This is a genomic window from uncultured Marixanthomonas sp. (assembly GCF_963974425.1).
Taxonomy (GTDB): domain Bacteria; phylum Bacteroidota; class Bacteroidia; order Flavobacteriales; family Flavobacteriaceae; genus Marixanthomonas.
In genome coordinates, this window is the sequence record NZ_CAXBCK010000007.1 from 51385 (window position 1) to 65246 (window position 13862).

16 protein-coding genes are annotated in these 13862 nt (G+C 36.6%); 12 read left to right on the forward strand and 4 right to left on the reverse strand.

The annotated features are described in order from the left end of the window. Positions 1-21 precede the first annotated feature (21 nt). From AACZ92_RS03115 to AACZ92_RS03130, 4 genes are all read right to left on the reverse strand, one after another. Positions 22-417: a group III truncated hemoglobin gene (locus AACZ92_RS03115; protein WP_339697031.1), complete on the reverse strand. Its 396-nt coding sequence runs from the start codon at positions 415-417 to the stop codon at positions 22-24. Positions 418-444: 27 nt separating this feature from the next. Next, entirely contained in the window at positions 445-1470 is a 1026-nt protein-coding gene (locus tag AACZ92_RS03120; RefSeq protein ID WP_339697033.1) for a hypothetical protein, read from the reverse strand. Between the two features lie 217 nt (positions 1471-1687). Then, positions 1688-2341, reverse strand: a complete 654-nt coding sequence (locus AACZ92_RS03125; RefSeq protein ID WP_339697035.1) for a peroxiredoxin-like family protein — start codon at positions 2339-2341, stop codon at positions 1688-1690. Positions 2342-2380: 39 nt separating this feature from the next. Beyond that, complete coding sequence (locus AACZ92_RS03130) at positions 2381-2668, reverse strand: hypothetical protein (protein WP_339697037.1); 288 nt, start codon at positions 2666-2668, stop codon at positions 2381-2383. Between the two features lie 75 nt (positions 2669-2743). Here AACZ92_RS03130 and AACZ92_RS03135 point away from each other — a divergent pair, with 75 nt between their 5' ends. From AACZ92_RS03135 to AACZ92_RS03190, 12 genes are all read left to right on the forward strand, one after another. Next, a complete protein-coding gene (locus AACZ92_RS03135; protein ID WP_339697039.1) occupies positions 2744-3331 on the forward strand; it encodes a Crp/Fnr family transcriptional regulator in 588 nt (195 codons plus the stop codon). Positions 3332-3360: 29 nt separating this feature from the next. Continuing rightward, the gene (locus AACZ92_RS03140; protein ID WP_339697041.1) at positions 3361-4125 is read left to right on the forward strand and encodes a Rossmann-like and DUF2520 domain-containing protein; all 765 of its coding nucleotides are present in this window, start codon (positions 3361-3363) and stop codon (positions 4123-4125) included. Then, the gene (locus AACZ92_RS03145) at positions 4109-4642 is read left to right on the forward strand and encodes an HAD-IIIA family hydrolase (protein ID WP_339697043.1); all 534 of its coding nucleotides are present in this window, start codon (positions 4109-4111) and stop codon (positions 4640-4642) included. The genes AACZ92_RS03140 and AACZ92_RS03145 overlap by 17 nt, the downstream gene beginning before the upstream one ends. Before the next feature lie 117 nt (positions 4643-4759). Further along, complete coding sequence (locus AACZ92_RS03150) at positions 4760-5671, forward strand: geranylgeranylglycerol-phosphate geranylgeranyltransferase (protein WP_339697045.1); 912 nt, start codon at positions 4760-4762, stop codon at positions 5669-5671. 64 nt (positions 5672-5735) lie between these two features. Further along, a complete protein-coding gene (locus tag AACZ92_RS03155) occupies positions 5736-6092 on the forward strand; it encodes a four helix bundle protein (RefSeq protein ID WP_339697048.1) in 357 nt (118 codons plus the stop codon). Between the two features lie 45 nt (positions 6093-6137). Further along, positions 6138-6725 (forward strand): Maf family nucleotide pyrophosphatase, encoded by a 588-nt coding sequence (locus AACZ92_RS03160; protein WP_339697050.1) that lies wholly within the window; start codon positions 6138-6140, stop codon positions 6723-6725. Positions 6726-6771: 46 nt separating this feature from the next. Next, positions 6772-7719 carry a septum formation inhibitor Maf gene (locus AACZ92_RS03165; protein WP_339697052.1) on the forward strand — a complete coding sequence of 316 codons (948 nt, stop codon included), beginning with the start codon at positions 6772-6774 and terminating at the stop codon, positions 7717-7719. A 7-nt stretch (positions 7720-7726) separates the two neighbouring features. Beyond that, positions 7727-8296 carry a mechanosensitive ion channel family protein gene (locus AACZ92_RS03170; RefSeq protein WP_339697054.1) on the forward strand — a complete coding sequence of 190 codons (570 nt, stop codon included), beginning with the start codon at positions 7727-7729 and terminating at the stop codon, positions 8294-8296. 200 nt (positions 8297-8496) lie between these two features. Then, positions 8497-10986: a PIG-L family deacetylase gene (locus tag AACZ92_RS03175; protein ID WP_339697056.1), complete on the forward strand. Its 2490-nt coding sequence runs from the start codon at positions 8497-8499 to the stop codon at positions 10984-10986. Positions 10987-11098: 112 nt separating this feature from the next. Continuing rightward, positions 11099-12790, forward strand: coding sequence for a sodium:solute symporter (locus AACZ92_RS03180; protein ID WP_339697058.1), 1692 nt, complete (start codon positions 11099-11101; stop codon positions 12788-12790). 119 nt (positions 12791-12909) lie between these two features. Beyond that, positions 12910-13506, forward strand: coding sequence for a sigma-70 family RNA polymerase sigma factor (locus AACZ92_RS03185; RefSeq protein WP_339697060.1), 597 nt, complete (start codon positions 12910-12912; stop codon positions 13504-13506). Positions 13507-13616: 110 nt separating this feature from the next. Further along, a complete protein-coding gene (locus AACZ92_RS03190) occupies positions 13617-13862 on the forward strand; it encodes a thioredoxin family protein (protein WP_339697062.1) in 246 nt (81 codons plus the stop codon).

The following is a 13862-nucleotide window of genomic DNA, read 5'->3' on the forward strand; positions in this document are numbered from 1 at the left end:
CTGTTAATCAATTTCAGTTTATTATGCCTTTGTTTTTCGGGCTTCAAATATTTTTAGATGAATAAAGGTTCCCATATTTCGGGCTCTGTTTTTTGCTAACTGAGCCACTTCTCCAACAAACAGGCTATCAATGGTTTGAAACCATAGGTTTAGCCAAACACCAAAATGCATTTCATTGATTGTGCCTTCTTGTTGCTTATCTACCTCCACGTGTTTCGTTAAAGGGTTTCCTGTATACTTCTTTTTAAAAAATAGATTGCTCTCCCAGAAATCGGTCAATTTTTCCAAATGCTCTTCCCAATCGGTAATCACCGAATTGAATATAGGGCTCAACAACTCATCTGCACGTACAGAATCATAAAAGGTAATTACCAATTTGTTTACGTCTTCTCTATTTTTTATTTCGGTTTTTGTCATAGCAAATTCTCTGCAGGGTCTTATTAATCAATTAGAGTTGTCTTTTAAGGCTTTATTAATTTGGTTTTGAAATTCAATTTTATCATCTACATATAAAGCCAAAACTCTATATTTTCTTTGAACTCCGTATAGTCCAATTAACGTGTTTTCTTCTTTTAATTGAATTATCACATTGTGAGATTCCAATGTTCCCAAAAGCGATAATTTCCGTGCTTCTTTATTAGACTCAATATCTTTCGATGAAAGTGTAACCGACTCTATATTTTTTAAATCGATAGTTGTCTCGGTCATGATGCCATATCGAAGAAAAAGTTTATTGTTTTGAATTGCTATTGGTCTTTTCAACATTGATTTCAAAAACCCAAAAATCTGAATACCTGAATAAATACTTAAAATAGTAAAAATCAAAGCGGCTGTATTACTCCATTTAGCTAATAAAATATGAACTGTAATCGTTTCGATTGCCACAATGCCAATAATCGCTATTAATAATGGTATTGTGCCACTGTTTTTGTGGTACGAAAATTCATTGTTTTTTAATTTTCTTTTCTTCCAATAAATGAATCCGTAATAGAACACTGCAATTTCAGTAACTACGGGAATTACAACAGCTTTAGGAAGTATTTCATAGCTTGTTTTCTTTAAAGTTATGTAAAAGTCGAACGTTTCACTTTTATTTCTTTTATAGTGTTTTATTCCTTTTTTAAGGTTAAAGATTATAAATGATAGAATGAATAGCTCTACTATTGGAAGCAACCAAGTTTTAAAAAAAGTGAGGTATTGTTGATTTTCAGCAGGAAGGATCAAGGAACAAATTACAACACCAACAATCAAAAAAGGAATTACCGTTGTTTTAGGAATCGTTGTTTTTCTAATAAGTAAGAAATAGATTAACGGGACAGTCAATAATAAGTCAAATGTAATTCCTATTGATAAACTACTAGGGTTTGCATTAAAAACTGAAGAGTTCGCAAGGAGCGCCATCATCCCAGTGATGACTAATGGTATTCCAAATATAGTTACAAGTTTCTTTGGGTTTAATGCTTTATCCATTGGTTCTACTTTAGCGCATTATAACGGTTTGGGTATGGCTCGTAGTATCTTAAAAAGTACGGACTTCTAGATTTAAAACGAGCAGAAATTTTTACTTTTTGTTTTAAATTTTTATGCATTAAAGCCAAATTTAAAAATTTAGAGGGTTCCCAAAAACGCCTGAAACCTTCGATTTAACCCGACTTAGCTATGAGTTATACCCATTTTTATAGGTAGTTTATTTTGAAATATTTTTCAACGCTTCGATTATTTCATCAGGTTCTGAACGTGTTCTATAATCAACATTCACATAATTCCATTTGACTATTCCGTCACTTCCCAGTATAAAAGTAGCAGGAATTGGTAGTATCCTGTCATTTCCATTATTAATTTTTTTTAAATCAAGATTACGGTCAATTTGCATATGATCTAATAAAAATTCTGGAATCTCCCAAGCAACTCCATATTGGGACGCAACTTTTGCGTCTTGGTCAGACAATACGGTAAACTCCATATTACTAATTTCACTTTTTGTCATTGATGAGTCAGGTACTTCAGGGCTTATGGCAACCAGAGTAGCACCAAGTTGATGAATATCTTTTAATTTATCTTGTAAAGCGCGTAATTGTAGATTGCAATATGGACACCAACTGCCACGATAAAATGTAATGACTACTGGACCTTTACTTAATAAATCGAATAATTCTATTTGTTTTCCTAAAGGGTTGGGTAGCTCAAAATTTGATGCTTTTTCACCTATTTTAACAGCATTTTTTCCTTTTTGAAAAGCTTTTGCTTTATTGATTATTTCATCAACACCTTTCATAAATTTAGGATTGTTTTTTCTTCCTAAGGCAATTTTAGCATCAGTTTGTTCTTTCAGTCTTTGCATTATTCTTTATATATAATTTTAATGTATGGTATTAATTACCTACAACAAGTTTATAAAGATAAGTAAGATATTTGCAATCAAACTGATGCCAAGCAACCTAAATGAAAGTTTATAAGGCGCTTGAGCTAATAAGGCAGCGTTATAACCCATACATAAAGAGACACAAACCATTAACTCTATAAAAGAAAGCATAGAAGTTCCTTGTGCCAAAATAAGCATCGCAGCGATAGAACCTATACAGCTTTGAAGGATTATCGTCAATGGCATATAAGCGTAATAGTTTTCCTTAAACTCTACTAACAAACTTTTTTCTGAAATCGTTTTCATAACTTTGAGTTTTAAATTCACAGACAAAATTACCTCAGCGAATACCCTTCATTTTATGAGCCAAATCATAAACCCATGATCAACGAAGCAATTTTATTGGATTATGAAGCAGAAGTAATCGAATACACCATGGGCGATGTAATTTTTTCTGAAAATCAGCGAGCGTTATTTTACTTTCAAGTGCAGCACGGCGCCGTAAAAATGTATAACCTCAACGAGGAGGGTAAGGAGTTTGTACAAGGTATGTTTCAAGACGGAGAGAGTTTTGGCGAACCTCCCTTGTTTGGCAATTTCAAGTATCCTGCCTCTGCTATTGCTATTAGTAATGTGAGTATTATAAAGTTGGGCAAAACAGCCTTTTTTGCGCTACTGAAAGAACACTTTGATATTCATTTGCAAATGACCGCCACACTCTCACGAAGATTGAGCTACAAAGCCATGATGATGAAAGAAATATCGGTCCATCCTCCAGAACACCGTGTACTGACAGTAATTGACTTTTTAAAACAAAAAGATGGCAACCCTACTACTTACAAAGTGGAACTAACTCGCCAACAGATAGCAGACCTTACAGGACTTCGAGTAGAAACGGTTATTAGGGCTGTAAAAAAGTTAGAAGAAGATGAAGAAATTAAAATAATCAACCGAAAAATACATCGGTAAAAAACCAAAAAGTTAGTACCTTCGGCAGTATGTTAAACGTAGTTATTTTAGGATTTGGCAACATTGGAAGCAATTTATGTAATGCTTTACATAAAACACAACAAGTTTCAGTAATCCAAGTATTTAATAGAAATTTAATCGACCTACCCGATAGTTTAAAGTCTATTCCGTTCACTTCAGATATTTCAGAAATAAAAGAAGCCGATATTTATATTATTGCCATCCCTGATGATGCAATAGCCGATTTCTCTGCAACACTACCTTTTAATGATAGATTGGTTGTGCACACTTCGGGAAGTGTCCCTATGCAAGCACTAGACGGAAAGAACAAACAAGGAGTTTTTTATCCGTTGCAAACCTTCACTAAAAATAATTTGGTCGATTTTTCTGAGATCCCAGTTTGTATTGAAGCTGAAGAAGAAACAGATTTAAAGTTACTTAGAGCATTAGGCGAACATATTTCAAAGCATGTAACGGTGGTTTCTTCTGAAGAAAGGAAAACACTGCATTTGGCTGCAGTATTTGTAAATAACTTTGTGAACCACATGTATTATATTTCCGAAGACATTTTAAAGGAAAGTAATCTCGATTTTGAATTATTGAAACCCTTAATTGCCGAAACAGCAAACAAAATAAAAAGACTATCTCCAAAACAAGCCCATACCGGCCCCGCTAAGCGGAATGATGTAAAAACAATAGAAAATCATTTACATTTGTTGAAAGATAGTCCGTATAAAAACGTTTATCAATATTTAACAGAGGCAATCCAAAATACCTATGGAAAAAAGCTATAAAGAATACCTTAACCAGATAACCACTTTTATTTTTGATGTAGACGGTGTCCTTACCGATGGCTCCATTAGCATCACTACCGAGGGCGAAATGTACCGTACCATGCACACCAAAGACGGTTTTGCACTAAAAACAGCATTAGATAAAGGGTTTAATGTATGTATCATTAGCGGCGGAACCAACGAAGGCGTACGTGCAAGATTACGCGGACTCGGTATTACCGATATATATCTAGGCGCACATCATAAAACCGACACGATGGATGAATACCTAGACGTGTACGATATTAAACACGAAAACGTACTCTATATGGGTGATGATATCCCAGATCTATATGTTATGCAAGAGATTGGCTTACCGTGTTGTCCGCAGGATGCTGTACCAGAGGTAAAAAGCATTTCAAAATATGTATCCCACAAAAAAGGTGGAAAAGGGTGTGTTCGCGATGTTATAGAGCAAGTATTAAAAGTACAGGGCAAGTGGATAAATAAGGAAAATGCAAGTGCCAAGTACGATTAAATAACTTTCTATATAATTTTAAGTTACGTACTGTCAGTTTATTTAATTTGAAAACTAAAAGATCGCCCTAACCTCCTTCCAAGGGGGAATTTTATCCTAAAAAAAGATTTTGTTTCTTTGAAGTATTTACAACTCACCCGACCCATAAATCTGCTTTTAATTGTACTTGTACAAGTATTGATTAAATATACGCTTTTTGAGTCATTCCACGCTAGTTTCGCCCTTACTGATTTTCATTTTTCATTATTGGTAATCGCTACGGTTTGCATTGCCGCCGGAGGGAATATTATTAACGATGTGTACGATGCAGATATTGACCGCATCAACAAGCCCAAGAAGGTTATAATTGGCAACGCTATTTCAGAAAAAGCTGCGAGTACTTTTTATATCATTGTAACTGCTTTGGGAGTGGGCATCGGATTTTTTCTAGCTAATAGCATAGGTAAGCCCGCCTTTGCAACACTTTTTATTGGTATTGCCGCCTTATTGTACCTCTATGCAACTTACCTCAAAACGATGCTACTTATAGGCACTTTCTTAGTGTCTATATTGGTTGCAATGAGTATTATTATTGTAGGACTTTTTGACCTCGTACCAGTTACTGACGCTATGAATCAGACATCACAATGGGAAGTGTTTAAAATAAGTTTAGAATACGCTTTGTTTGCTTTTATCTTAAACTTTATACGCGAATTGGTAAAAGATTTACAAGACATCAATGGTGATAAAAATGGCGGTAAAAGCACCTTACCTATTGCTATTGGTAGAAGCCGCGCCACTACAGTTGTATTTGCTTTAGGAGCTATCACAACGCTTTCTATCATAGCTTATATGTATGTATTTTTATACGCATACACCTCAGCCGTTTTATATTTTCTGTTTTTAGTAATAGCACCGCTCCTATTCTTCTGCATCAAAGCTTTTGAAGCCGAGAAACCTAAACACTATGGCCTTCTGTCCCGTTTATTAAAACTTGTAATGTTAACCGGAATGTGCTCTATGCTATTGTATCCTTTTGTAATTTTATAAATGAAATATAAGAAAAGAGAAAATAGAGTAAAGAAAAAAGAACATACATTAGCTAAGTACTATTATGAAAAGACATAATTACAAAAACCTAAAAATATGGAAATTAGGTCTTGAAATTGCATTAGAGATTTCCGATATTATTAAAACATTCCCAAGTGATGAACGATATGCCCTTACTTCACAAATTAACAGATGTTCTGTTTCCATTCCTAGTAATATTGCTGAAGGTTCTGCACGAACTGAAAAGACCTTTTCCCATTATTTAGATATCGCATTGGGATCTTCTTTTGAATTAGGAACTCAATTACTTATAGCGCATCACAAAAATTATATCACCCAAGAAAAATTATCGTTCTTTGAAGATAAAATTACCGAATGGCAAAAAATGACGATGGGCTTTCAAAACAAATTGAAGCGATAGCTTTTAGTCTATTTTCTCTATTCTATATTCTTTATTCTAATAATCATGTTGAAACAAAAACTAAGCAACCACAATATCATTCTCGCATCCGGGTCGCCAAGACGACAAAACTTTTTTAAGGAACTGGGTATTCCCTTTACGATTGATGTACGTAAAATTATTGAAACCTATCCAAAAGAGTTAAAAGGAACTGAGATCACCGACTACCTATCAGAACTTAAAGCATCGGTGTTTAGTGAACTTTCTGAAACCGATATTCTTATCACTAGTGATACCATCGTTTGGAAAGAAGGCAAAGCAATGGAAAAACCCAGGGATGCCGCACACGCTAAAGAAATGTTAGCCAATTTAAGCGGAAAGTTTCACGAGGTGATTACTTCGGTTTGCTTTACAGGAGTTGCCTTTCAAAAAACGGTTAATGAAACCACCCAAGTATGGTTTTCAGACCTTTCAGAAGAAGAAATCAATCACTATGTCGACACTTACCAACCCTTTGATAAAGCGGGTGCTTATGGTATTCAAGAATGGATTGGGTATATTGGTATTGATAAGATTGAAGGCTCTTTCTTTAATGTAATGGGATTACCAACAAGGCTAGTGTATAAAACCTTATTGGAGCTTACTACTAAATAATCAAATTTCTGCTACTTTTCCATATCTTTAATAGCAAATTAAAACGATGAATATAACATCCAAAAACACTCTATATAAAGCAGTATTAATTATAAGTATTGTTTTTTTTAGTCAATCCTGTAAAGACTCCGAGCATAACTTAATCCCTAATAGTAATGCAGAAGATACCGATACAGTAGCCAATAACCGCCAATTACCAGAGCAATTTAAAGAATATTGGTACGCGGGTAAAGCAGAGTTGACTTCCTATAAACTCATGCAAGAGCGCTATGGTGAAATTCGTCAAGGAACAGCGGTCACCGTTTTTGTTACCGAAGATTTTTTACCCGGTGCTCAAGTAAAGGCCGATGTGCAATCGAAGAAGAATGTTTCCGTATTAAAACTAAATAAAACTAAGAAGTTCACCACCGGTATATACCCGTATTCTATTATGACGAGTACGTTTAACCCTATTAAAAAATCTCAACACGCCTTAAAGATTAGTAACTCGGTACAGGAATGGTGTGGACAGGTATATATGCAGCTTAATAATAGAGAACGTTTCAATATAACCTCACATTCCTATTTTGAAGGGGAAGCTGATCAAGAACTAACTCTTGACAAAACATGGTTAGAAGACGAATTGTGGAATTTAGTTAGAATTAATCCAGAAGAGTTACCAACCGGAGATATGGAAGTAATCCCTTCGTTCGAGTTTAGCAGGATGCGACATAAAGAAGTTAAAGCCTATCGTGCCCATGCGAATATTAAACAAGGCGATTCGCTTTCTGTATATTCCCTACATTACCCTATGCTAGAACGAGAACTGATTCTGTATTTTAACAGCTCCTTTCCGTATGAAATTGAGAAGTGGGAAGAAACCAACGGTACCCATCCTAGTGACAGCACCCGTTTAAAAACCACGGCCCATAAAATAAAACGTATCCGTAACGATTATTGGAATTTGAAGCAAAATAAAGATACTGGGCTTCGAGATACCTTAGGACTTAAATAAAAATACTATGCTTATTGAAATCTATATTCCTCAATTATTGAAATCCATCTTTGTAATCTTAGTGTTTTTAGTACTTCGCTACTTCACTATTAGGGTTATAAAACGGTATGCCAACAAATTTGAACGCTTGGAGCATCGCACGGGCTTAATTATGAAGCACGTAGATTTATCAACCATCTTTTTAATTGTATTGTGCTTAATACTAATTTGGGGTGTTGAGATTAAAGATCTTGGGCTGGTTATGTCCTCTGTCTTTGCAGTAATCGGCGTTGGTTTTTTTGCCCAATGGTCCATTTTAAGTAACATTACCAGTGGCGTAATTATGTTCTTTACTTTTCCATATAAAATAGGTGATTTTATCAAGATTCACGATAAGGAGTTTCCATACGAAGGAATGATTGAAGATATTAAAAGTTTTCACGTAATGGTACGCACTAAAGATAATGAGCTTATTACCTACCCCAATAGTATGATGCTTCAAAAAGGGGTGACGGTAATTAAAGCAGAAGATTATTATGAAATGTCGCAACAAGTTGAAGAACACGATAAAAACCTCACCGAACACGGTACTGATTAATAGCCTAGGTTGTTTGTGAGCAGTATCTTTTTAGCAGATTGACATTATATAAACAGTACAACGTATCACCTCATTGTTCTGTATCATCTCTTTTCTTTTTTCATTCAGCAAAACGATCTTTCTTCTTTATAAATACACTGTTTTTTTCACTATATATTTTGGTATCTTTGGTTCTTTCAGAAAAAAACACACCAAATACTATGCGCAATCTTTTTACTGTACTGCTTCTGTTAAGCATCAGTACAACCGCCTGCTTCGCTCAACAACCTCAAAAACCAACTGCTTCTGAAATTTACCACGACCTCCAGCAACTTAACTTCCTTGGGTCGGCTATGTACATTGCAGCACATCCGGACGATGAAAACACCCGCCTGATTTCGTACTTGGCGAATGACGTTCACGCCCGTACTGCTTATTTATCTTTAACACGTGGTGATGGCGGACAAAACTTGGTAGGGCCTGAGATTCGCGAATTGCTTGGGGTAATTCGTACGCAAGAGTTATTAGCAGCACGTCGCACCGATGGCGGACAACAGTTTTTTACCCGCGCCAACGATTTTGGGTATTCTAAACACCCAGATGAAACCTTAGCTATTTGGAACAAAGAAGAAGTTATGAGCGATGTAGTTCGCGCAATACGGAAGTTTAAACCCGATGTAATCATCAACCGCTTCGATCACCGCAGTCCGGGTTCTACCCACGGGCACCACACCTCATCTGCTATGTTGAGCGTAGAGGCTTTCGACTTGGTAAACAACCCCAACAGCTATCCTGAAACAGCTACTACGTTTGGTACGTGGCAACCGAAGCGGTTGTTCTTCAATACGAGTTGGTGGTTTTACGGAAGCCAAGAAAAATTTGAACAAGCAGACAAAACTAACTTAGTAGAAGTACAAACCGGAAACTACTACCCTTCCTTAGGTCTTTCTAACGGAGAGATTGCTTCTTTAAGCCGAAGCATGCACAAATCGCAAGGTTTTGGAGCAACAGGTACCCGCGGAAACCAAAATGAATGGTTAGAATTTTTAAAAGGTGATTTTTCTGAAGGGAACAATAACTTGTTTGAAGGTATTGACACCTCTTGGTCTCGTATTGAAGGCGGCGAAACCATTGGGGGTATTTTGTATCCCCTAGAAGATAATTTCGATTTTAAAGATCCTTCCCGAATGCTTCGCCCCTTGTTGCAAGCGTATGAATTGGTCAAAAATATTGAAGACGACCATTGGCGTGTCATAAAAACAAAACAACTGGAACAGCTGATTATAGACTGCGGTGGTATTTTTGTAGAAGCAATTGCTCAAAGTAATTCCATTATGCCTCGTGAAAAGTACAATGTCAACTTTGAAGCCATAAGCCGAAACAACTTCCCGATAGCGCTAGAGTCTATTACCTATCCTTCCGGAAAAACTATTGTGGCCGAGAACAAAACCTTGGCTCCAAATGAAAAGTATACCCTTGAGGCTACTTTATATTCAGACGATACCACTACTTCTGGTCCGTATTGGTTGCGTGAAAAAGGAAGTTTAGGAATGTATAAAGCGCCTAAAAACCTAATCGGCGAACCAGAAACCGTGGCCCCCGAACAAGTAATCTTTAACTTAACACTAAGCGGTGTTAAATTTCCTATACAACGGAATATAGTCTATAAATACAACGACCCTGTAAAAGGGGAAGTCTATCAACCTTTAGAGGTCTTACCAGAAGCTACTTCCAGTATTCCTGAAAAAGTTATTATTTTTTCTTCAAAAGACGAACAGTACATACCTGTCACTATAAAAGCAGGGCGTGATAACGCAAATGGAACGGTGCAATTAAACCATCCGGAGGGTTGGGAAGTCAAACCTGCGCAACCTAGCTTTAACATTGCAAAAAAAGGAGATGAGCAAACCATTATGTTTACCGTAACACCTCCTAAAGAACAAAGCGAAGGATATCTAAGACCGTTAGTATCTATGGGCGATCAATTTTTTGATAAAGAACTCGTTACAATCGATTATGAGCATATTCCCTATCAACGGGTACTGCTTCCTTCCGAAGCTAAAGTAGTGCGTATTGACATTGAAAAGGAAGGAGAATCTATTGGGTACATTGAAGGTGCAGGAGATGCTATCCCGGAGAGTTTACGCCAAATAGGGTACCGAGTAACAACCATTCCGCCATCAAACATTACCTACGAAAACCTAAAGGATTTCGATGCTGTTGTCGTAGGAATTAGGGCGTATAACACCGTACCAGAGTTGGCTTTTAAACAACCTGTTTTCAATAAATATGTACAAGAAGGCGGAACCTTGCTATTGCAATATAACACTAGCCATAGGCTGGTTACTGAAGACATCGCGCCCTACTCACTATCATTATCAAGAGACCGTGTAACCGATGAGTTTAGCGACGTTACCTTTTTAGCACCTGAACATCCCGTGTTAAATGAACCCAACGAAATTACCCAAGCCGACTTTACAGGTTGGGTGCAAGAACGAGGCTTATATTTCCCAAATCAATGGGCTCCTAAGTTTGTACCTATATTGGGGATGCACGACAAAGACGCACCAGAAACCAAAGGCTCGCTATTAGTTGCCGAATACGGCAAAGGAAATTATATCTATACCGGGTTAAGTTTCTTTAGAGAGTTACCCGCTGGAGTAGCAGGTGCTTACCGTTTATTCGCAAATCTATTATCCTTAGGCAATTAATTATGAGTGATTCAACCAACAAACCGGTAAAAAAGTGGAGTTACGTAGCTGTGATCTTGCTTAATGCCGTGTACATTATTTTGTTTTATTTTCTAATGCAAAACTTCTCCTAATGCAGCATATCGATTGGATTGTCCTTATTGGAACCCTAGCTTTTATTGTGCTGTACGGTACATGGAAAACTCGTAAAAATAAAAATGTAGACGATTACCTTAAGGGAGGTAACGATGCTAATTGGTGGACCATCGGCTTAAGTGTCATGGCTACCCAAGCCAGTGCCATTACCTTTTTGTCCACACCAGGACAGGCTTTTCATGATGGAATGGGCTTTGTTCAGTTTTACTTCGGTCTACCTATAGCGATGGTGATTATTTGCTTGGTATTTATTCCTATCTATCATCGCCTTAAAGTCTACACCGCATATGAATATTTAGAAAGCAGATTCGACTTAAAAACACGTACCCTTACTGCTATTCTCTTTTTAATCCAGCGAGGCTTAGCAGCCGGGATTACCATCTTTGCCCCTGCCATTATCCTTTCGGCCGTATTGGGGTGGAATTTAACTTATCTTACCATCGGTATTGGAGCCTTAGTAATTATTTACACCGTTAGTGGCGGAACCAAAGCGGTAAGTGTTACTCAAAAACAACAAATGGCGATCATCTTTGCCGGTATGTTTATTGCCTTTTTGTTGATATTAAACTATCTCCCGTTAGATATTTCATTTACCAACGCCCTAGAGATTGCTGGTGCCAATGGAAAACTGGATGTGCTCGACTTTTCGTTCGATTTTGATAACCGCTATACCTTTTGGAGCGGTATTATTGGCGGTACCTTCTTGGCGCTCTCTTATTTTGGTACCGATCAAAGCCAAGTGCAACGGTATCTCTCAGGAAGATCGGTAAAGCAGAGTCAGATGGGATTGATTATGAACGGACTTTTAAAAGTACCGATGCAGTTCTTTATCCTTTTAGTAGGGGTAATGGTATTTGTATTCTATCAATTTAACGCCTCTCCCCTACATTTTAACCCTGCGGCGGTAGATGACGTCATGCAATCTGAATACGCATCAGAATATCAAACCTTAGAAGCAGAGAAGCAAAGCCTGGACAAACAGTTAAATAGTAAGCAAATGGCTTATTCGGTTTCTGAAGATGCTACAGAAAAAGAAATCCTCTTAGAGGAAATACAAATCATTAACATTACCGAAGAAGAGCTGCGTCAACAATCGCGCGATCTTATAAAACAAGCCAACCCAGATGCCGAAACCAACGATAAAGATTATGTGTTTATTCACTTTATCTTAAACAATCTACCCCGTGGATTAATTGGACTGCTATTGGCCGTTATTTTAAGTGCAGCAATGTCTTCTACCGCATCCGAATTGAATGCGTTGGGGTCTACTACTACAATCGATTTGTACAAACGAAACACCCCAGGTAAAGAAGAGAAACACTATATGCACGCTTCCAAATGGTTTACACTACTTTGGGGTATTATCGCCATAGGGGTTGCTAGTATTGCCAATCTATTTGAAAATTTGATTGAACTGGTAAATATCATCGGTTCTATTTTCTACGGAAATGTATTAGGTATTTTCCTGCTGGCTTTCTTTGTCAAGTTTGTAAAAAGCAGAGCCACCTTTATCGCCGCACTTATAACACAAGCCATCATAGTTTATATCTGGTGGATTGACTTGATGCCGTATCTATGGCTGAATCTTGTAGGCTGTGCGCTGGTAATGGGGATTGCCGTACTGTTGCAGGTGGTGATGCCTGAAAAAGGGGAAGCTGAAACTACATAAAATTCTGTACTCATTTTCGTATATTTGAAAGGTTATTCTCCGTGCAACAGGAAGTATATTTTCGATGTAAAGAGAACCTTTTAATCGGTATTTTAAAATACTAATTAGTCCGCCCAATCATGGAAAAAGAATGCTGCGATATTAATGAAATTGTTCAAAGTTTCTATGATTATCTAAAATCGTATATCCTAAAAAAAACAAGGGACAATACGGTTGCAGAAGATATTGTACAAGAAGTAATGGTAAAACTTGTCGAATCTCATAAAAAGGGGGCGAAGATAAATAACATAAAAGCCTGGCTATTTCAAGTTACCCGAAATACCATAGCAGACTATTATAAGAAGCATCAATTAGTATATAATTTTGATGCAGAATGGAAAGAGGATAACCTAGAAGCTACGAGTATTCCGAGTGTTTTAGCTTCTGATTTTATTATCCCCATGATAAAGCTATTGCCTAAAAAATATGCTACTCCCTTACTGTTAAGCGACATTCGTAATACCCCTCAAAATGATATTGCTACTGAACTCAATTTGAGCCTTTCTGCTACAAAAATGCGTATACAACGGGCACGCGTAAAACTACAGGAACTGTTTGTGGAATGCTGCCATATTGAATATGATAAAAAAGGGAACTTTACCTCTTGTAATATTAAAGACAGTTGCGAACCTCTCCATCGTATTGAAAAAAACCTGCACAAGCAAGTATCTAATTAACAATATTTTACCTGTTTATTTTCTGTTTTTTAAAAAAACTTTAGAAAACATGTGTCTTTTCTACTCTATTTCAGACTTCATATTAAAGTTTAATTATTAAAACACAAGTTATGAAAACTGAAATTAAAATTTTGCACTCTTCTTGTTGTGTAAAAGGATCACCAATTAAAGAGCAATTAGAGCAAATTGCAAGTAAAAACAATCTACCGGTTGTAATTGAGGAGTTATCTGAATTACAAGACACCATGGTATTTGGAACTATGACGTTTCCTTCTATTGTAGTTAATGGCAATGTATATGATTACAAGGCTTTAAAAACAGAAGATGAAATTGTAACAATTTTAAAATCTGAATAG